Source organism: Streptomyces sp. NPDC042100 (assembly GCF_055582325.1).
Window position 1 is genome coordinate 121505 of the sequence record NZ_JBVJDK010000012.1, and the last position, 18933, is coordinate 140437.

Genomic DNA, 18933 nt, shown 5'->3' on the forward strand with positions numbered 1-18933 from the left:
CGTCCGTCCAGGACTGACGTGTCGAGGGTGCGGGGCCGTCCCGTACGGCCACGGCCCCCACCCGCTTGGCAGCGCGCCCCCTTCACCACCTTCTTTCAGCACCACCGCTTCCAGGGAGCTGTTTCCATGAGCGCCGAGTCCACTGCTTCCAGCGGAGTCCCCCACGACAACCGGTTCAAGGTCTGGCGACAGACCCGGCCCTTCTGGGCGGGCCTGTTCACCATGATCGGCGGCGTACCGATCGCCTACCTCCCGTACGGGGACATGCGGCTCGGCAACGTCACGCTCGCGATGAAGACGACAGCCGGCGCCGGCGCCCTGATCATCGGCGTCCTGCTCATCACGCTCGGCCTGACCATGTGGTTCCAGCCCCTCGTCCGGGTCTTCGCCGGTGTCGCGGCGATCGTGCTCGCCCTGGTCTCCATCCCGGTGTCGAACTTCGGCGGACTCGTCATCGGCTTCTTCTTCGCCCTCGTCGGCGGCGGGATGTCGGTGGCCTGGGCCCCCGCGCCCCCGCCCCGGGAACCCGAGGCGGACGCCGCACAGCAGGAGCCCGCGGACCGGTACGAGGCCGCCACGCCGGCCCCGGCCCCGTACACGCACACGCACACGCACGACGGCACGACGCCCGTGATCCCGCAGCAGGGTCCCGGGGCGCCCGCGGCCGAGACGACGATCGAAGCCGATGGCGGGAGGAACAGTGCGGGGTGACGAGACACAGTCGGCGGCACCGGCGCCGGGAGGACCGCGCCACGCGGCCCCGCGCAAGTCGCTGCTGAACAAGATCCATGTCCCCGCGGGCAAGGCGATGGCCCTCGCGGCCATGCCCACCGCGGTGCTCGTCGGCATGGGCCTCACGCCCCGGCTGGCCCTCGCCGACGACAAGGACATCCCCTTCGCGCCCGGCCCGTGCGTGACCCGCTCGGACGAGCCGACCACGGAGCCGAGCGCCACGCCGGACGCGAGCGAGAGCCCCGACCCGACGGCGAGCGCGAGCGCCGACGGCACGGCGAAGCCCGGCCCCGACGCCACCACCCCGGCGCCGACCGCCACCGGCGGCACCGGCGGCACCGGGGCGCCGAAGCCGGACCCCACCCGGACGCCCGCCGCCAGGACGACGACGGCCCCGCCGCCCGCTCCCACGCCCACCGCGACCAAGTCGGTCAACCCGCTCGACCCGCTGGGCCTCGGCGACGCGCTCAAGGACCTGTTCGGCGGCGCGGGCAAGACCACCGCGCCCGCCCCCGGCCCCGCCGCCACCACGGCACCGGCCGCGCCCGCGCCGACGGCGACCGCCACGGACGCCCCGAAGCAGACGCCCCCGCCCAAGACCGGGACCGGGACCGGCGGGAGCGGGTCCGGCACCGGCGGCACGGCGGCCGACAAGGCGGCCGACAAGACCAAGGCCGCCATCAAGTCCGCCGCCGAGAAGGCCGGCGCGAAGACCGAGGAGCTGCCCGAGTCCGCCAAGGGCCTCGACGCCAAGAAGGACGAGGACATACCCGAGGGCGCCAAGCCGCGCTTCCCGTGCCCCGAGCCGGACCCGCAGGCCCTCGCCGACGCGCGTCTGGAGCCGGGCATCCCGCTGCTCCCGGACGACCCGTGGCTCCTGGAGACCTCGCTGCTCACGCTGCGCGGCCTGGACTACAAGGGCATCGTCGAGGTGCGGACGGGAAGCGGGAAGACCAAGAAGGTCCTCAAGTTCACCGCGGACGCGGTCGACATCAAGGACCTGCACCAGCTCACCGTGCACTCCGACGGCTACACCGGTCACGTCCGCTCCGACAAGGGCTCGACCTCGACCATCCGCAACGGCACCGTGACCATGTACACCGAGCAGCTGAAGGGCAACCTCTTCGGCATCATCCCGGTCACCTTCAGCCCCGAGACCCCGCCCCCGCTCAACGTCCCCTTCGCCTTCTTCTCCCACGCCAAGGTGACCCAGGCGGGCCAGTTCGGCGGCACCCTCAAGGTGCCGGGCCTGCGCAACACCATCGAGCGCGGCTGAACACGAGAACACGACGGAGCCCCCGTCCCTCCGGAGAGGAGGGACGGGGGCTCCGTCGTGACGTCAGTCGCGCTGGCCGCCACCGAGGTGGTGCACCCGGACCATGTTGGTGCTGCCGGGGACGCCGGGGGGCGAACCGGCGGTGATGATCATCGTGTCGCCGGCGTTGAAGCGCTGGAGCTTCAGCAGCTCGGCGTCGACCAGTTCGACCATGGCGTCGGTGGTCTCCACGAGCGGCGTCAGGTGCGCCTCCACGCCCCAGCTCAGGGTGAGCTGGTTGCGGGTCGACTCGTCCGTCGTGAACGCGAGGATCGGCTGGGCCGCGCGGTAGCGGGACAGCCGGCGGGCGGTGTCGCCGGACTGGGTGAACGCGATCAGCGCCCGGCCGTTCAGGAAGTCCGCGATCTCACAGGCCGCGCGGGCGACCGAACCGCCCTGCGTGCGCGGCTTCTTGCCCGGGACCAGCGGCTGCAGGCCCTTGGACAGCAGCTCCTCCTCGGCCGCGGTGACGATCTTCGACATCGTCTTCACGGTCTCGATCGGGTAGGCGCCGACCGAGGACTCGGCCGACAGCATGACCGCGTCCGCGCCGTCCAGGATCGCGTTGGCGACGTCGCTCGCCTCGGCGCGGGTCGGACGGGAGTTGGTGATCATCGACTCCATCATCTGGGTCGCGACGATGACCGGCTTCGCGTTGCGGCGGCACATCTCCACGAGGCGCTTCTGCACCATCGGGACCTTCTCCAGCGGGTACTCCACCGCGAGGTCGCCGCGCGCGACCATGACCGCGTCGAAGGCGTCGACGACGGCGGCCATGTTCTGGACCGCCTGCGGCTTCTCCACCTTGGCGATGACGGGGACCCGGCGGCCCTCCTCGTCCATCACCTTGTGGACGTCCTTGACGTCGTTGGCGTCGCGGACGAAGGAGAGCGCGACCATGTCGCAGCCCATCCGCAGCGCGAAGCGCAGGTCCTCGACGTCCTTCTCGGACAGGGCCGGGACGTTCACCGCCGCGCCGGGCAGGTTGATGCCCTTGTGGTCGGAGATGACACCGCCCTCGATGACGACGGTCTTGACCCGCGGGCCCACGACCTCGACGACGCGGAGCTCGACGTTGCCGTCGTTGATGAGGACCTGGTCGCCCTTGGACACGTCGCCGGGCAGGCCCTTGTACGTGGTGCCGCAGATGGACTTGTCGCCCGGGACGTCCTCGGTGGTGATGGTGAACTCGTCACCGCGCACCAGCTCGACGGGGCCCTCGGCGAAGGTCTCCAGACGGATCTTGGGGCCCTGGAGGTCGGCGAGCACGCCGACCGGGCGGCCGGTGTCCGCCGCGGCACGGCGGAGGCGGTCGTACCGCTCCTGGTGCTCTGCCTGGGACCCGTGGCTCATGTTGAAACGGGCCACGTTCATGCCGGCCTCGATGAGAGCCTTCAGCTGCTCATAGGAGTCGACGGCGGGGCCCAGCGTGCAGACGATTTTGGAACGGCGCATGGAGCTGATCCTATCGGTTTGTTTCACGGCGGAATATTCCGTCTGGTGGAAAGTACAAATGGGCGGGGGGTCGCTCAGGCGTTCACTTCGCCGAGCGAGGTCCCGCGCACGAGCGCGTAGCTCTGCTGGGCGATCTCCAGCTCCTCGTCGGTGGGCACCACGGCGACCGCCACCCGGGCGTAGACCGGCGAGATGATCCGGGGTTCGTCGGAACGTACGGCGTTGAGCTCGGCGTCCACCGCCAGGCCCAGCTCCTCCAGGCCGGCGATCGCGGCCTCGCGCACCGGGGCCGCGTTCTCGCCGACCCCGGCCGTGAACACGACCGCGTCGACCCGGCCGAGCACCGCGTAGTACGCCCCGATGTACTTCTTCAGCCGGTGCACGTAGATGTCGAAGGCGAGCGCGGCCCGCTCGTCGCCCTCGTCGACCCGGCGCCGGATCTCGCGCATGTCGTTGTCGCCGCAGAGCCCCACGAGCCCGGACTTCTTGTTGAGCAGGACGTCGATCTCGTCCGCCGACATGCCCGCCACCCGCTTGAGGTGGAAGGTGACCGCCGGGTCGATGTCGCCCGAGCGGGTGCCCATGACCAGGCCCTCCAGCGGGGTCAGCCCCATGGAGGTGTCCACGCAGCGCCCGCCGGCCACCGCCGAGGCGGAGGCCCCGTTGCCGAGGTGCAGGACGATCACGTTCACCTCCTCGGGCGCCTTGCCGAGGAGCTTCGCCGTCTCGCGCGAGACGTACGCGTGGGAGGTGCCGTGGAAGCCGTAGCGGCGGATGCGGTGCGCGTCCGCGGTCTCGACGTCGATCGCGTAGCGGGCCGCCGACTCCGGCATCGTGGTGTGGAAGGCCGTGTCGAAGACCGCCACCTGCGGCAGGTCCGGGCGCAGCGCCTGGGCCGTGCGGATGCCGGTCAGGTTGGCCGGGTTGTGCAGCGGGGCCACCGGCACCAGCCGCTCGATCTCGTCGAGCACCTCGTCGTCGACGATCGTCGGCTCGGTGAAGCGGAGCCCGCCGTGCACCACCCGGTGGCCGATCGCGGCCAGTTCGGGAGAGTCCAGGCCGAGGCCGTCCGCCGCCAGCTCCTCGGCCACCGCCTTGAGCGCCGCCGCGTGGTCGGCGATCGGGCCGTTCTTCTCGCGCTTGGCGCCGCCGCCCAGCAGCGGCGTGTGCGCGAGCCGCGAGGTCTCCTCGCCGATCCGCTCGACCAGGCCGACGGCCAGCCGGCCGCCGTCCTTCATGTCGAGCAGCTGGTACTTCACCGACGAGGAGCCGGAGTTGAGGACGAGGACCCGGGTCGGGGCCGGGCTGGGGGTGGTGGTCATGCGGGGTGCTCCTGACCCTGGGCGGGGTTCTGGGACTGGATCGCCGTGATGGCGACGGTGTTGACGATGTCGCTGACGAGGGCGCCGCGCGAGAGGTCGTTGACCGGCTTGCGCAGGCCCTGGAGGACCGGTCCGACGGCGACGGCGCCGGCCGAACGCTGGACGGCCTTGTAGGTGTTGTTGCCGGTGTTGAGGTCCGGGAAGATCAGCACGCTGGCCTGGCCGGCCACCGTGGAGCCGGGAAGCTTGGTCGCGGCCACGGAGGGCTCGACGGCGGCGTCGTACTGGATCGGGCCCTCGATCCGCAGCTCCGGGTGGCTCTCGCGGACCAGCTTGGTGGCCTCGCGGACCTTGTCGACGTCGGCGCCGGAGCCGGAGGTGCCGGTGGAGTACGAGAGCATCGCGATCCGCGGGTCGACGCCGAAGCGGGCGGCGGTGGCCGCGGACTGCACGGCGATGTCGGCGAGCTGCTCGGCGTCGGGGTCCGGGTTGACGGCGCAGTCGCCGTAGACGAGGACCTTGTCGGCCAGGCACATGAAGAAGACCGAGGAGACGATCGAGGCGTCCGGCTTGGTCTTGATGATCTCGAAGGCGGGCCGGATGGTGGCGGCGGTGGAGTGCACCGAGCCGGAGACCATGCCGTCGGCGAGGCCCTCCTGGACCATCAGGGTGCCGAAGTAGTTCACGTCCGACACCACGTCGTACGCCAGCTCCACCGTGACGCCCTTGTGGGCGCGCAGCGCCGCGTACTTCTCGGCGAAGGTGTCGCGCAGCTCGGAGGTCTGCGGGTCGATCAGCTGGGTGTCGCCGAGGTCCACGCTGAGGTCGGCGGCCTTCTTGCGGATCGTCTCGACGTCGCCCAGCAGGGTGAGGTCGCAGACGTCGCGGCGCAGCAGCACGTCTGCGGCGCGCAGCACGCGCTCCTCGGTGCCCTCGGGCAGCACCACCCGGCGCCGGTCGGCGCGGGCCTGTTCGAGCAGCTCGTGCTCGAACATCATCGGGGTGACCCGGCCGCTGCGGGCGACGGAGATCCGGCGCAGCAGGTCGGCGGTGTCGACGTGGCGCTCGAACAGGCCCAGCGCGGTCTCCGCCTTGCGGGGCGTGGTCGCGTTCAACTTGCCTTCGAGGGCGAAGAGTTCGGCGGCGGTGGGGAAGCTGTTGCCCGGTACGGAGATGACCGGGGTGCCGGGCGCGAGGCGGGCGGCGAGGGTGAGGATCTCGTCGCTGGGGCGCTCGTCGAGGGTGAGCAGCACGCCGGCGATCGGCGGGGTGCCGGCCGAGTGCGCGGCGAGCGCGCCGACGACCAGGTCGGCGCGGTCGCCGGGGGTGACGACCAGACAGCCGGGGGTCAGCGCGTTGAGGAAGTTCGGCAGCATGGCGCCGCCGAAGACGAAGTCGAGGGCGTCGCGGGCGAGTCCGGCGTCGTCGCCGAGGACCACGGAGGCGCCGAGCGCGTGGGTGATCTGGGCGACGGTGGGCGCGGCGAGGGCCGGCTCGTCGGGCAGCACGTAGCAGGGCACCGGCAGGCGGGCGGCGAGCCGTTCGGCGATGACCGCGCGGTCGTCGCCGGCCACCCGGTTGACGATCATCGCGAGGACGTCGCAGCCGAGCCCGTCGTAGGCGCGGAAGGCGTTGCGGGTCTCGGCCCGTACGGACTCGGCCGTCTGGCCCTGGCCGCCGACGACCGGGATCACCGAGGCGCCGAACTCGTTGGCGAGCCGGGCGTTGAGCGCCAGTTCGTCGGGGAGCTGGGTGCCGGCGAAGTCGGTGCCGAGGACCAGCACGACCTCGTAGTCGCGGGCGACGGCGTGGAAGCGGTCGACGAGCCGGGAGACCAGCTCGTCGGTGCCCCGCTCGGCCTGGAGGTCGCTGGCCTCGTGGTAGTCCATGCCGTAGACGCTGGAGGGGTCCTGGCTGAGCCGGTAGCGGCTCCGCAGCAGGTCGAAGAGGCGGTCGGGTCCGTCGTGCACCAGCGGACGGAACACCCCCACCCGGTCCACCTGGCGGGTGAGGAGCTCCATGACTCCCAGCTCGACGACCTGACGGCCGTCCCCGCGGTCGATCCCGGTCACGTACACGCTGCGCGTCACGCCGTCGTCTCCTGATGTCGGTCGAGGTCCGGTGGGGGCCACCGAGGTTCCGTCGAGTGTCGATCGAGTGCCACTTACGCGAGTGCCCTCGCGGCCATCGAGTCAATCGAGTGTGTTCAAAAAGCACCGTTAGGGTGGCATTGCCCCCTTGACAATACCTCTGTGGCTGGATAGGCCGCCCGCCGGACAGAGGGCCCGAAGGGGAGGGACCAAAGGCCCCGGAAGGCCCGCCGACACCGGGCGCGCGGAGTAGCAGCGAGCGCGCCGGCGAGCCCCGTCGTGTGAGAATCGACAAGGCTCACACGTACCACTCACCGAGCAGGAGACACAGCACGATGCGCATCGGAGTTCTCACCGCAGGCGGCGACTGTCCCGGCCTGAACGCAGTGATCCGGTCGGTCGTGCACCGCGCGCTGACCGGGCACGACGACGAGGTCATCGGCTTCGAGGACGGCTTCAAGGGCCTCCTCGACGGTCACTACCGCCCCCTCGACCTCAACGCGGTCAGCGGCATCCTCGCCCGTGGCGGCACCATTCTCGGCTCGGCCCGGCTGGAGCGGAACCGGCTCCGCGAAGCCGCCGAGTCCGCCCCCGAGCTGGCCAGGAAGTACGGCATCGACGTCCTCATCCCGATCGGCGGCGAGGGCACCCTGACCGCCGCCCGGATGCTCTCGGACGCCGGGATGCCCGTCGTCGGCGTCCCGAAGACGATCGACAACGACATCTCCTCCACCGACCGCACCTTCGGCTTCGACACCGCCGTCGGCGTGGCCACCGAGGCCATGGACCGCCTCAAGACCACCGCCGAGTCCCACCAGCGGGTGATGGTCGTCGAGGTGATGGGCCGGCACGCCGGCTGGATCGCCCTGGAGTCCGGCATGGCCGGCGGCGCCCACGGCATCTGCCTGCCCGAGCGCCCCTTCCAGGTCGACGACCTGGTCAAGATGGTCGAGGAGCGCTTCGCGCGCGGCAAGAAGTTCGCCGTCATCTGCGTCGCCGAGGGCGCCCACCCGGCCCAGGGCTCCATGGAGTACGGCAAGGGCGAGATCGACCAGTTCGGCCACGAGCGCTTCCAGGGCATCGGCAACCAGCTCGCCGTCGAGCTGGAGCGCCGCCTGGGCAAGGAGGCCCGCCCGGTCATCCTCGGCCACGTCCAGCGCGGCGGCACCCCGACCGCGTACGACCGGGTGCTCGCCACCCGCTTCGGCTGGCACGCGGTGGAGGCCGCCCACCGGGGCGACCTCGGCCGGATGACCGCCCTGCGCGGCACGAACATCGAGATGGTCCCGCTCGCCGAGGCCGTCACCCAGCTCAAGACGGTCCCCGAGGACCGGATCCGCGAGGCCGAGTCCGTCTTCTGACGGCCCCCGGCGCGGGCCCTCGGGCCCCGGCCTTCCGCCCCCCTCGGACGGGACCAAGGTCCCGAGTTGTCCCGGACGTCCCCGGCCCCGATCATCCCCCCGTGGAAGATCGGGGCCGAATCCATGCTTGAGCCCTGTGGCGCGATCAACAAGGCTTGAGCCTGTCCGGGACATGTCCCGTCACGGACCGACGAGGGGAGAGCCGCGCCATGACGACGGGGGAGAGGGCGCCGGACCCTCGCGGGGCGCGGAATCCGGCCGAGTTCATCGCCCGGCTCCAGGAGCTCAAGGACCGCTCCGGCCTCACCTACCGCGAGCTCTCGGCCCGCGCGGAGGCCAACGGCGACGTGCTGCCCCGCTCGACCGTCGCCAACATGCTGAGCCGCGGCACCGTCCCCCGCGCCGAACTCCTCGCCGCCTTCACCCGCGCCTGCGGGCTGAGCCCCGCCGGGTCGGAGCGATGGGAGGCGGTACGGGCGGAGCTCGCCCTGCGGGCCAGATCCGGCGGCCCCTCGGCCACCTGGCCCGAGGGGCCCGACGGGGAGCCGGACGGGTCCGGACCGGACCCGGAGGACCGCGTGGACCGGGCGGACCGCGTGGACCGGGCGGATCCCACAGGCCCGGCGGATCCCTTGGGCCCGGCGGACCCCGTGGACCGCACGGCCCCCGGGGGCCTCATGGACCGCGCGGGACCCGCGGACCCCGCGGACCCCGCCGATCCCGCAGGTCCCCTGGACCCCGCCGACGACGGGGAGCCGCCCCGCTGGCCCGTCGTAGAGGAGGCGCCTCCGGAGCCCGCCGAGCCGCCGGACGGGGGGCCGGCCCGGCTGCGGCAGGCCGTCGTCGTGGGCGTGGCCGTCGCCGGACTCGTGCTCGCCACCATCAGCGTCGTCGCCTTCGTGCGGGACGAGCCCCGCGCCCGCCCGCACCGCCCGGCGCTCACCGCCCCCGCCGAGGGCCCCGTGCACATCCGGGTGATCGGCTCCGGACTCTGCCTCAACGAGCGGCGCGGCAGCCGCGACGGCCAGATCTACCAGCGCCCCTGCGCCGGCGCGGACGTCCCCCGCTACGAGCTGAAGCGGCTCGACGGCGGCCACTGGCGGATCGTGTCGGTCCACCCCGACTTCCCCGTCGGCTGCGCCGGCATCCCGTCCGGCGGCCGGATACCGTACGCCGCCTTGGAGGACTCCGAGTGCGGCGACCCCACCCGTGTCGAGCGCTTCGCCCTGGAGCCGTACGGCACCCCCGTCACCGGCTACCGCGTCGTCCCGGCCGGCTCCGCGACCCCCGGCAGCTGCGTCACCGTCGCCGGCGACCGCACGGCCGCCTGGTCCCGGCTCACCCAGGCGCCCTGCGCGGCGGACGCCGGCGGCCAGCTCTTCAGCTTCGACCGCCGCTAGGGCTGTCGTCAAAGTCCCGTCTGCCTCGCGACGCCTGGCACGCGCTCCGGGCGACGACGGGACTTTGACGAGACCTCCTAAGGCCTCCGAGGACCGGCTCAGCCCGTCGGCGCCGGTTCCACCAACCGGGTGCGCAGGGCCGCCGGGACGGCCGGATCCAGGCCCAGGTGCCCGGTCGCGTACGCCTCCACCGAGCCGTACCGGGTCCGCAGGTCCGCGAGGACCAGCCGCATGACCTCCTCGGGCGCCCGCCCGTACGCCGGCCAGCGCGGCTCCCGCCCCGGGTGCGTCGCCCGCCAGTCCCCGATCAGCCGCTCGGTGGCCAGCTCGGTCAGCGCGAAGTCCGCCAGGATCTGGGCGTCGTCCACGTCGAGCAGCGCCAGGACGAGCGCCGCGAGCAGCCCCGTACGGTCCTTCCCGGACGCGCAGTGGAAGACCAGCGGCCCCGGTGCCCCCGCGATCAGCTCCAGCGCCTCCCGCAGCTCGGCCGCCCCGTCCTCGGCGACCTCGGCGAACCGGTCGGCGAGATAGCGCCAGGGGTCGAGCGCCGGGTCGATCGCCTCCTGGTCGTACGGCCGGTGCTCGATGCTCAGGTTGTGCCACGCCTGCGGCTCGCCCTCGGGGTGGCGCCCCTTGGCCGCGATCTCCCACGGGTAGCGCAGGTCGATCACGGTGGCCACGCCCAGCGCGCGGAAGCGCTCCAGGTCGGCCTCCGCGCCGGGGCCCGCCAGCTTGGCGAGCGAGTCGGAGCGGTAGAGGGCCCGCCACCGCACGGTCCCGCCGTCGGCGGTCCGATAGCCGCCCAGGTCACGGAAGTTGTGCAGCCGGTCGAAGATCACGTGTCGTCTCACGGCGCCAATCTACGGGCCGGGCCCGGCCGGACACCGCCCGAGGTCTACGGTCCGACGAAGGCCCAGAAGTGCTCGGCGATCCCGTCCAGGTACGCGCGCCCCTCCTGGCCCGTCGAACCCGACGCGCCCCAGCTGCTGCTGGCCGTCATCCGGGCGTGGTAGTCGCCGTGCAGCCGCTGGAGCGCGCCCTCGACGTCCTTCTTGGCCAGCGGCACCAGCTTCACCACCGGCTTGACGTACGCCTGCCAGCGGGTGGTCGCCGCGTCCCGCAGCAGCCCCGCCAGCTTCTCGTCGGCGCCCGTCGCGGTGATCAGCGCGCGGGGGCCCAGGCCGAGTTGGAGGGCGAGCGCGGCGGTCTGGCGGTCGTTGCCCCGCCACTGCCCCGACTCCTCCATGCGCAGATACGCGGCCGGGTCCAGGCCCACCCGCCGGGCCAGGTCCTCCGGGGCGAGGCCGCGGGCCATCCGGTGCTCGCGCAAGGTGCCCGCGGCGGCGAGCAGTTCGGCCGGGGAGCACCACAGGACGCCCGCGAGCGCGGTCAGCTCCTGCGGGCTCGGGGTGCTCCGGCCCCGCTCCCAGGCGACGACGGTGTCCGGGGCGACGACGAGGCCGTACTGGGCCCGCAGGCCGTAGGAGACATGTCCGGGGGCCATGCCGAGGCCTTCGCGCAGACGGCGCGCGGCGAGGGCGTTGAAGGGCGGGGAGGGGGGCTGGTGCACGCAGCCACGGTAGAAGCGCAGGGTGAGCGCTGGCTACGGTGTGTTCGCCCAAATCCTCACGATCGTAGGAACATGGGAACCGATCGGTAATCGGTGACCCACCCACCGATATACCGATATCCGGACACCGGCACCCCGGGGCCGCGCGCGCCCGCTCACCGCCCCCGCCCGGCTCACCGCTCGCGCCCGGTCACCGCGCCCGGTCACGCGTCCGGCTCACCGCCCCCGCCCGGCGCCGCCCGAGCCGCCCGGCCCGCTCAGCCAGCGGTACTGCAGCTCCGGCCGTCCGATCTGACCGTACTGCGGAGCACGGGCCGCCCGCCCCTCGGTCACCAGATGTTCCAGGTAACGGCGGGCGGTGATCCGCGAGATGCCCACCGCCGCGCCCGCCTCCGCCGCCGTCAGCCCCGCCTCGGCCCCGCGCAGGCTCCGCGTCACCGCCTCCAGCGTCGGCGCGCTCAGCCCCTTCGGCAGGGTGGCCGGCTGCGGGGCGCGCAGGGTCGCCAGCGCCCGGTCCACCTCGTCCTGCCCCGACGCCTCCCCGGCCGTCGCCCGGAACTCGGCGTACCGGGTCAGCCGGTCCCGCAGGGTCGCGAAGGCGAAGGGCTTCAGGACGTACTGGACCACCCCGAGCGACACCCCCTCCCGGACGACCGCCAGGTCCCGCGCCGAGGTCACGGCGATCACGTCCGCCCCGTGCCCGGCCGCGCGCAGCGCCCGCAGCAGTTGCAGCCCGTGCCCGTCGGGCAGATAGAGGTCGAGCAGGATCAGGTCCACCGGCGTCCGTTCCAGCAGCCGGACCGCCGCCGCCCGCGAATGGGCCACGCCCACCACCGTGAAGCCCGCCACCCGCCCCGCGTACAGCGCGTGCGCGTCCGCGGCGACCGGGTCGTCCTCGACCACCAGCACCCTGATCGGCTTCGTCACGAGCCCGCCTCCGCCATGCTCCGCGCCGAGGCCCGGCGCAGCGGCAGCCGGGCCGTGAACTCCGCGCCGCCCAGCGGCGATCCGTCCAGCGTCAGGCTCCCGGCGGCCCGGGTCACCGCCTGGTGCACCAGCGCGAGGCCGAGCCCCCGGCCCGGCCCCCGGGTCGACCAGCCGCGGTCCAGCACCGCCGCCCGGTCCTCGGGGCGCACCCCGGGCCCCGAGTCGGCGACCTGGAGCAGGAGTTCGCCGTCCTCGGCGAGCGCCGTCACCGTCACCCGCGCGGCCGGGGCGCCGCCCGCCGCCTCCACCGCGTTGTCGATCAGATTGCCCAGGATCGTCACCAGGTCCCGGGCGGCCAGCGACTCCGGCAGCACCCCGTCGTCGATCCGGCTGTCCTCGGTCAGCACCAGCTCCACCCCCCGCTCGTTGGCCTGCGCGGCCTTGCCCAGCAGCAGCGCCGCCAGCACCGGCTCGCCGACCGCGCTCACCACCCGGTCGGTCAGCGCCTGGGCCAGCTCCAGCTCCGCCGTCGCGAAGCCGACCGCCTCCTCGATCCGGCCCAGCTCGATCAGCGAGACCACCGCGTGCAGCCGGTTCGCCGCCTCGTGGGCCTGCGAGCGCAGCGCCTCCGTGAAGCCCCGCTCCGAGTCCAGCTCGCCGGAGAGCGCCTGGAGTTCGGTGCGGTCCCGCAGGGTGACCACGGTGCCCCGGTGCTCCCCGCCCACCACCGGGCGGGTGTTGACGACGAGCACCCGCTCGTCCGTCAGGTGCGGCTCGTCCACCCGGGGCTCCGAGGAGAGCAGCGCCCCGGTGAGCGGCGCCGGCAGGCCGAGCTCGGCCGCCGAGCGCCCGACCGCGTCCGCGCCGAGGCCCAGCAGCTCCCGCGCCCCGTCGTTGATCAGCGCGATCCGCCGCCGCCCGTCCAGCATCACCAGGCCCTCGCGCACCGCGTGCAGCGCGGCCTCGTGGTAGTCGTGCAGCCGGCTCAGCTGGGCCGCGTTCAGGCCCTTGGTGTGCCGCCGCAGCCGGGCGTTGATCACGTACGTGCCGGCGCCGCCGAGCGCGAGGGCCGCGCCCGCCATCCCGAGCAGCGCGGCGACCTGCTCGTGCACCTGCTCGCTGATCTTCTCGATGGTGATCCCGGCGCTGACCAGGGCCACCACCCGGCCCCCGGCGTAGACCGGGGCGACCGTGCGCACCGAGGGGCCGAGCACCCCCAGGTGGGTCTCGGAGAAGGTCTCCCCGCGCAGTGCCCGCTCGGTGTGACCGAGGTAGGTGCGCCCGATCTGGGCGGGCTCGGGGTGCGTCCAGCGGGTGCCGTCCGGGGCCATGATCGTCACGAAGTTGACGCCCGCGTGCCGTCGCAGCGCCTCGGCGTAGGGCTGGAGCAGCGCGCTCGGGTCGGCGGAGCGGGCCGCCGCCGCCACCGAGGGCGAGTCGGCCACGGCCGTCGCGGTCGCCCGCGACTGGCGGCGCGCGGTCTCCTCGGCCTGGCTCCGGTCGGTGAGGTAGGCGAAGACGGCGCACCCCGCGACGATGACCGCCATCACGACGACCTGCATCGCGAAGAGCTGGCCGGCGAGGCTGCGCGGCCGGGGCAGGGGGAGACGCATAGGGGCCAGTGTGCCTGGCCGGATCGCGCCCCCGGCCCGCCGGTGTCCGAATCGTGCCGGGACCGAGACGTGCGCCCGCGCCGCGTGAACGAAAGGCACGCAAGCGTGACCCCGGTCACAGCGCTGGTGGATAGTCGCGGGGTCCACCGGGACGTGGACCACCCCTGCGTACGAGGAGGAGCCCGTGGCCGCACGACGGGACCGCACCCACTATCTGTATCTGGCCGTCATCGGCGCCGTCGTGCTCGGCGTCGCCGTCGGCTTCCTGGCGCCCGGCTTCGCCGTCGAGCTGAAGCCGCTCGGCACCGGCTTCGTCAGCCTGATCAAGATGATGATCTCGCCGATCATCTTCTGCACGATCGTGCTCGGCGTCGGTTCGGTCCGCAAGGCCGCCAAGGTCGGCGCCGTCGGCGGGCTCGCCCTCGGCTACTTCCTGGTGATGTCGACGGTGGCCCTCGCCATCGGCCTCGTCGTCGGCAACTTCCTGGAGCCCGGCTCCGGTCTGCACCTCACCAAGGACCTCGCCGAGGCGGGCGCCAAGCAGGCGGCCGGGGCGAGCGAGGGCACCGCCGACTTCCTGCTCGGGATCATCCCGACCACCCTGGTCTCCGCCTTCACCGGGGGCGAGGTGCTCCAGACCCTGCTGGTCGCCCTGCTCGCGGGCTTCGCGCTGCAGGCGATGGGCCCGGCGGGCGAGCCGGTGCTGCGCGGCATCGGGCACATCCAGCGGCTGGTCTTCCGGATCCTCGCCATGATCATGTGGGTCGCCCCGGTCGGCGCCTTCGGCGCGATCGCCGCGGTGGTCGGCGCGACCGGCATGGACGCCCTGAAGTCGCTCGCCGTCATCATGATCGGCTTCTACGTCACCTGCGCGCTCTTCGTCTTCGTGGTGCTCGGCGCGCTGCTGCGGCTGGTGGCCGGGGTGAGCGTCTTCGCCCTGCTCAGGTACCTGGGCCGGGAGTTCCTGCTGATCCTCTCCACCTCCTCCTCGGAGTCGGCGCTGCCTCGGCTGATCGCGAAGATGGAGCACCTGGGCGTGAGCAAGCCGGTCGTCGGCATCACCGTCCCGACCGGCTACTCCTTCAACCTCGACGGCACCGCGATCTATCTGACGATGTCCTCGCTCTTCGTCGCGGAGGCGATGGGCAACCCGCTCTCGGTGGGCGAACAGATCTCCCTCCTCGTCTTCATGATCATCGCCTCGAAGGGCGCGGCGGGCGTCACCGGCGCCGGACTCGCCACCCTGGCCGGCGGCCTCCAGTCGCACCGCCCCGACCTGGTCGACGGCGTCGGCCTGATCGTCGGCATCGACCGCTTCATGAGCGAGGCGCGCGCCCTCACCAACTTCGCGGGCAACGCGGTCGCCACCGTCCTCGTCGGCACCTGGACCAAGGAGATCGACAAGGCGCGGGTGACCGAGGTGCTGGCCGGGAACATCCCCTTCGACGAGACCACCCTGGTCGACGACGGCCACGGCGCGCCCGCCGTGCCGGACCCGCGCGACCGCGCCGACGACGGCGAGGAGCGCGCCCGCGCGGGCGTCTGACTCCGGTTCCCGGGCCTTGAGCCGGATCCGGGCCCCGGAGGACCGCCCCCGGCCGTTCCCCCGGCCGGGGGCCAGTCCCCCTGTCTCCGGCCGGCGGGGCGGGGCCGGGTGCCGCGAGGCCGCCCTCCGGGTGACGGCGGGAGTGTGACGACAGGTCCTAGACGAACGGGACGCGGACCACCGAGCGGTTCCCGGTGCCCAGGCTGCTGGGCCCGTTCCCGATCGCGTTCCACACCTCGATCTTCACGCGTCCGTTCACCAGGTTCCCGAGGGTGCCGGTGGCCGACCGGAGCCCGGCCGCCTCCGTGTAGTGCTCGTCGCCGGGTACGGGGTCGGTGGCGAAGTAGCGCCAGGTCTCCACCCGGTCCCAGCTCCCGTCGCCGGTGAGGTCGTAACTCACCCGCACCTGCTGCCCGTTGGCCACGACCGGGCCCGCGTCCACGAAGAGGTCGAAGCGGGTCGCTCCGCCGTCGTACGTCCGGGTCAGCGGGCCCGAGGTGAAGACCCGGGCGGCCGTGGGTGTCCCGTCGTGGTTGGCGCCGCCGGCCGAGGTGAGGGCGACCGTGCCGCCCGGCGCCTGCGCGTCCCCGGCTCCGCCGTCACCGCGCAGGTAGAGCGCGGGGGAACCGCTCGGCGGGGGCGTGGTGGGCGGCGGGGTCGTCGGAGGCGTGGTGGTGGAGCCGCCGCCCTTGGCCCACACGGCCACGTAGTCGACCAGCATCGGCTTCCCCGGCACCGTCGCGGCCGTCGGCGTCCGCCCCGCCAGCGCGTCCGGGAAGGCTCCGCCGACCGCCAGGTTCAGCAGCAGGAAGTAGCCCGCGTGGCCGGTCAGGCCGGCCCAGGCGGAGGCGCCGACCCGGGCCTCGTCCACGCGGTGGAAGAGCTGCCCGTCCACGTACCAGCGCAGCTCGTTCGGCGAGAGCGAGCGGTCCCACTCGAAGCGGTACGTGTGGAAGCCGGACTGGCAGGTCGAACCGGGGCAGGCGCGGCTCGCGCCGATGCCCGTGGTCTCGCCGCAGGGGCCGCCCGGGTTCACCCCGCAGTGCAGCACGCCCCACACGGAGTCGAGGCCGTTGACGTTCTCCATGATGTCGAACTCGCCGATGGCCGGCCAGTTCCAGTAGTCGCCCCGGTACGGCGAGCCGAGCGCCCAGAAGGCCGGCCAGTAGCCGAGGGCGGCGTCACCGGTCACGTTCGGCATCTGAACGCGGCCCTCGATGCGCAGGGTGCCGCCGGCCGGGGCCTTGAAGTCGGCCCGCCTGGTCTCGATCCGGCCCGAGGTCCAGTTCCCCGCCGCGTCCCTGAGCGGGGTGATGCGCAGGTTGCCGGTGCCGTCGAGCCGGACGTTGTCCGGGTTCGCGGTGTACTCCTGGATCTCGCCCGTGCCCCAGTTCGCGGGGCCGCCGGGATAGGCGTGTCCCGTGTCGATCTGCCAGCGGCCCGCGTCGGGCAGCGCGCGGTCGGGCCCGTCGAAGTCGTCGCTCCACTGGAGCGTCCAGCCCGGGGCGGGCGGTACGGCGCCGCTGGCGGTCCCGGCGCCGCCGACGCCGAGCAGGGCGCCGCCGGCGAGGGCGGCGGCGAGGAGGGAGGCGAGCAGGGGAGTGCGTCTGGCGCGGCTGAAGCGGCTCAAGGGGAGCACCTCCGGTGGGGGGCGTGGGGGCCTGCGGGGTGTGAGAGCGCTCTCAGAATGCTTTTGTAGGTGAAGGCACCGGCGCCGTCAATGGGTCCGGCGCCTTCACCTCTCACCGGCCGAGCTCCGCCAACTCCGCTTCCGTCAGCACTAGTTCCGCCGCCAGCGCCGAGTCGCGGGCCGACTCCGGGCGGCTCGCGCCCGGGATCGGGAGGACCTGGCCCGGGTGGGCCAGCAGCCAGGCGAGGGCGACGCGCTGGGGGCTGACCCCGCGCGCCCGCGCCACCCGGTGGAAGGCGCCGAGGCGGGGGTCCTCGTCCCGGGCCGAGGGGCCGTCCAGGGAGCTGCGGGAGATGCCGCCCAGCGGGCTCCACGGCAGGAAGGCCAGGCCCAGCTCCGCGCAGAGCCGCAGCTCGGGCCCGGCGTCCCGGACACCCGGCGCGTAGCGGTTCTGCACCGACACCAGCCGCTCGCCCAGGATCTCCCGGGCCAGCCGGATCTGCCCCGCGTCCACGTTGGACACCCCGGCCAGCCGGACCGTCCCCGCGTCCAGCAACTCCCGCAGCGCGCCCAGGGATTCGGCGTACGGCACGGCCGGGTCCGGCTTGTGCAGCTGGTACAGCCCGAGCGGGGTGGCGCCCAGCCGGCGGGCCGAGGCCTCCGCCGCCCGCCGCAGGTGCTCCGGGCGTCCGTCGACGGTCCAGCCGCCGTCGGCCCTCCGGCCCCGGCCGCCCTTGGTGGCCACCAGCACCGCGTCCCGCCCGCCCCCGTACGCGGCCAGCGCGCGGGCCACCAGCCGCTCGTTCGCGCCGGGCTCCCCGCCCGGCGGGTGGTAGGAGTCGGCCGTGTCGAGCAGGGTCACCCCCGCGTCCAGCGCCGCGTGGACGGTCGCCACCGCGCGGGCCTCTTCGGGGTGCCCCTCGATCGACAGCGGCATCGCCCCGAGCCCCACCGCGCCGACCGTGACGTCGCCGAGCGTGCGGGTCCGCCTCACGCGCCCGCCTCGACGCCGCTGTCCGCGTCCGCGTCCGTGTCCGTGGCCGGGCCCGCCTCCGCCGCCGCGTCCGTGTCCGCGTCCGTCTCCACGGTCTCGGCGATCGCCCGTGCGAGCCATTCCGAGGAATTCCGGAACCGGTAGCCGAGCCCTTCCGCGCGGGAATTGTCCATCGCGTAACCGCGGGTGAAAGAGAAGGGCGAGAGCGTCCCCACCTCGACCTCCTCGAAAACGGTCCGCCCACCCACCCGGGATTCGACCGCCGCGCAGATGTCGGCGGTCGTCAGGGGCCCGTGGGAGTGCGCGTTCACCGGGCCGGTGAATTCCGCCCCGACGGCCCAGACGAGGAAATCCGCGATCTCCTCCACGTACACATAGGTCGCCGGCCGGTTCACCGGCGGCACCGCGATCGGCTCGCCCGCCCGGATCCGGCGCGCGTAGTGCGCCACCCGCCCGGTGAAGTCGTCGGCGCCGCCCAGCACGTGGGCCACCCGCACCGAGGCCCACGGGAACGCCGTGCCGCCCGCGAACACCGCCTCCGCCTGCCGCTTCCCCTCCCCGTAGTGCGCGTCCAGGAACTCCGGGTCCTCCCACGGCAGTCCGGTGTCCACCGCCACCGACGCCAGGTCGAGGACGTCCTCGGCGACCGGCACGGCCGAGTCCTCGTACCCGTACACCTCCACCGTGGAGGTCATCAGATAGCGCCGGGTCCGCCCCGCGAACACCCGCCGGGCGATCTCCGCCTGGCGCGGGGTGTAGCAGACCTGGTCCACCACGACGTCGAATCCCCGGCCCGCCAGGGCCCTTTCCAGCGCCGTCTCGTCGTTCCGGTCGGCGATCAGCGGAAGGGTTCCGGGGGCCGGCGCGGAAGAGCCGCGATTCAGCACCGTGATCCGGTGGCCGGCGTCCAGCAGGCGGGCTGTCAGCCGCTTTCCGATATAGCGGTTCCCGCCGATGATCAGAATGTCCATGGCTCAA

15 protein-coding genes are annotated in these 18933 nt (G+C 73.6%); 5 read left to right on the forward strand and 10 right to left on the reverse strand.

All coding sequences use genetic code 11. The features are described 5' to 3' along the window. Positions 1-126: 126 nt before the first annotated feature. The gene (locus ACZ6J5_RS26170; protein WP_469395434.1) at positions 127-711 is read left to right on the forward strand and encodes a DUF6114 domain-containing protein; all 585 of its coding nucleotides are present in this window, start codon (positions 127-129) and stop codon (positions 709-711) included. Beyond that, on the forward strand, positions 701-2008 hold the full coding sequence (locus ACZ6J5_RS26175) for a hypothetical protein (RefSeq protein WP_469395705.1): 1308 nt from the start codon (positions 701-703) through the stop codon (positions 2006-2008). Before ACZ6J5_RS26170 ends, ACZ6J5_RS26175 begins: the two co-directional genes overlap by 11 nt. 63 nt (positions 2009-2071) lie before the next feature. Here ACZ6J5_RS26175 and pyk read toward each other — a convergent pair whose 3' ends face one another. The 3 genes from pyk to pta form a co-directional block, all read right to left on the reverse strand. Further along, positions 2072-3502 (reverse strand): pyruvate kinase, encoded by a 1431-nt coding sequence (gene pyk, locus ACZ6J5_RS26180; RefSeq protein WP_469395436.1) that lies wholly within the window; start codon positions 3500-3502, stop codon positions 2072-2074. A 74-nt stretch (positions 3503-3576) separates the two neighbouring features. Further along, entirely contained in the window at positions 3577-4824 is a 1248-nt protein-coding gene (locus tag ACZ6J5_RS26185; RefSeq protein WP_469395438.1) for an acetate kinase, read from the reverse strand. After that, positions 4821-6914: a phosphate acetyltransferase gene (gene pta / locus ACZ6J5_RS26190; protein ID WP_469395440.1), complete on the reverse strand. Its 2094-nt coding sequence runs from the start codon at positions 6912-6914 to the stop codon at positions 4821-4823. Before pta ends, ACZ6J5_RS26185 begins: the two co-directional genes overlap by 4 nt. 335 nt (positions 6915-7249) lie before the next feature. On the opposite strand from pta, the gene ACZ6J5_RS26195 reads away from it, so the two are divergent. Together ACZ6J5_RS26195 and ACZ6J5_RS26200 are read left to right on the forward strand one after the other, a co-directional pair. Further along, entirely contained in the window at positions 7250-8275 is a 1026-nt protein-coding gene (locus ACZ6J5_RS26195) for an ATP-dependent 6-phosphofructokinase (protein ID WP_469395441.1), read from the forward strand. Between the two features lie 209 nt (positions 8276-8484). Next, entirely contained in the window at positions 8485-9675 is a 1191-nt protein-coding gene (locus ACZ6J5_RS26200) for a helix-turn-helix domain-containing protein (RefSeq protein WP_469395443.1), read from the forward strand. Positions 9676-9773: 98 nt separating this feature from the next. Here the strand turns inward: ACZ6J5_RS26200 and ACZ6J5_RS26205 are convergent, their stop codons facing one another. From ACZ6J5_RS26205 to ACZ6J5_RS26220, 4 genes are all read right to left on the reverse strand, one after another. Further along, a complete protein-coding gene (locus ACZ6J5_RS26205; protein ID WP_469395445.1) occupies positions 9774-10526 on the reverse strand; it encodes a tyrosine-protein phosphatase in 753 nt (250 codons plus the stop codon). 44 nt (positions 10527-10570) lie between these two features. Next, complete coding sequence (locus ACZ6J5_RS26210; RefSeq protein ID WP_469395707.1) at positions 10571-11266, reverse strand: helix-turn-helix domain-containing protein; 696 nt, start codon at positions 11264-11266, stop codon at positions 10571-10573. A gap of 195 nt (positions 11267-11461) precedes the next feature. Next, positions 11462-12172 carry a response regulator gene (locus tag ACZ6J5_RS26215; RefSeq protein ID WP_469395447.1) on the reverse strand — a complete coding sequence of 237 codons (711 nt, stop codon included), beginning with the start codon at positions 12170-12172 and terminating at the stop codon, positions 11462-11464. After that, entirely contained in the window at positions 12169-13785 is a 1617-nt protein-coding gene (locus ACZ6J5_RS26220; protein ID WP_469395449.1) for a sensor histidine kinase, read from the reverse strand. Before ACZ6J5_RS26220 ends, ACZ6J5_RS26215 begins: the two co-directional genes overlap by 4 nt. A gap of 184 nt (positions 13786-13969) precedes the next feature. Here ACZ6J5_RS26220 and ACZ6J5_RS26225 point away from each other — a divergent pair, with 184 nt between their 5' ends. After that, on the forward strand, positions 13970-15331 hold the full coding sequence (locus tag ACZ6J5_RS26225; protein ID WP_469395451.1) for a cation:dicarboxylate symporter family transporter: 1362 nt from the start codon (positions 13970-13972) through the stop codon (positions 15329-15331). 157 nt (positions 15332-15488) lie between these two features. Here the strand turns inward: ACZ6J5_RS26225 and ACZ6J5_RS26230 are convergent, their stop codons facing one another. From ACZ6J5_RS26230 to ACZ6J5_RS26240, 3 genes are all read right to left on the reverse strand, one after another. Continuing rightward, positions 15489-16961, reverse strand: a complete 1473-nt coding sequence (locus ACZ6J5_RS26230) for a glycoside hydrolase family 16 protein (RefSeq protein WP_469395453.1) — start codon at positions 16959-16961, stop codon at positions 15489-15491. Between the two features lie 112 nt (positions 16962-17073). Next, positions 17074-17955, reverse strand: a complete 882-nt coding sequence (locus ACZ6J5_RS26235) for an aldo/keto reductase (RefSeq protein WP_469395455.1) — start codon at positions 17953-17955, stop codon at positions 17074-17076. Then, positions 17952-18926 (reverse strand): NAD-dependent epimerase/dehydratase family protein, encoded by a 975-nt coding sequence (locus ACZ6J5_RS26240; RefSeq protein WP_469395462.1) that lies wholly within the window; start codon positions 18924-18926, stop codon positions 17952-17954. The genes ACZ6J5_RS26235 and ACZ6J5_RS26240 overlap by 4 nt, the downstream gene beginning before the upstream one ends. Positions 18927-18933: the final 7 nt, after the last annotated feature.

What these genes read in the sequence shown, in the direction of transcription:
- pyk (WP_469395436.1), bottom strand. Translation starts at nt 3,502, where the DNA reads ATGCGCCGTTCCAAAATCGTCTGCACGCTGGGCCCCGCCGTCGACTCC.
- ACZ6J5_RS26220 (WP_469395449.1), bottom strand. Translation starts at nt 13,785, where the DNA reads ATGCGTCTCCCCCTGCCCCGGCCGCGCAGCCTCGCCGGCCAGCTCTTC.
- ACZ6J5_RS26185 (WP_469395438.1), bottom strand. Translation starts at nt 4,824, where the DNA reads ATGACCACCACCCCCAGCCCGGCCCCGACCCGGGTCCTCGTCCTCAAC.
- ACZ6J5_RS26195 (WP_469395441.1), top strand. Translation starts at nt 7,250, where the DNA reads ATGCGCATCGGAGTTCTCACCGCAGGCGGCGACTGTCCCGGCCTGAAC.
- ACZ6J5_RS26200 (WP_469395443.1), top strand. Translation starts at nt 8,485, where the DNA reads ATGACGACGGGGGAGAGGGCGCCGGACCCTCGCGGGGCGCGGAATCCG.
- ACZ6J5_RS26170 (WP_469395434.1), top strand. Translation starts at nt 127, where the DNA reads ATGAGCGCCGAGTCCACTGCTTCCAGCGGAGTCCCCCACGACAACCGG.
- ACZ6J5_RS26240 (WP_469395462.1), bottom strand. Translation starts at nt 18,926, where the DNA reads ATGGACATTCTGATCATCGGCGGGAACCGCTATATCGGAAAGCGGCTG.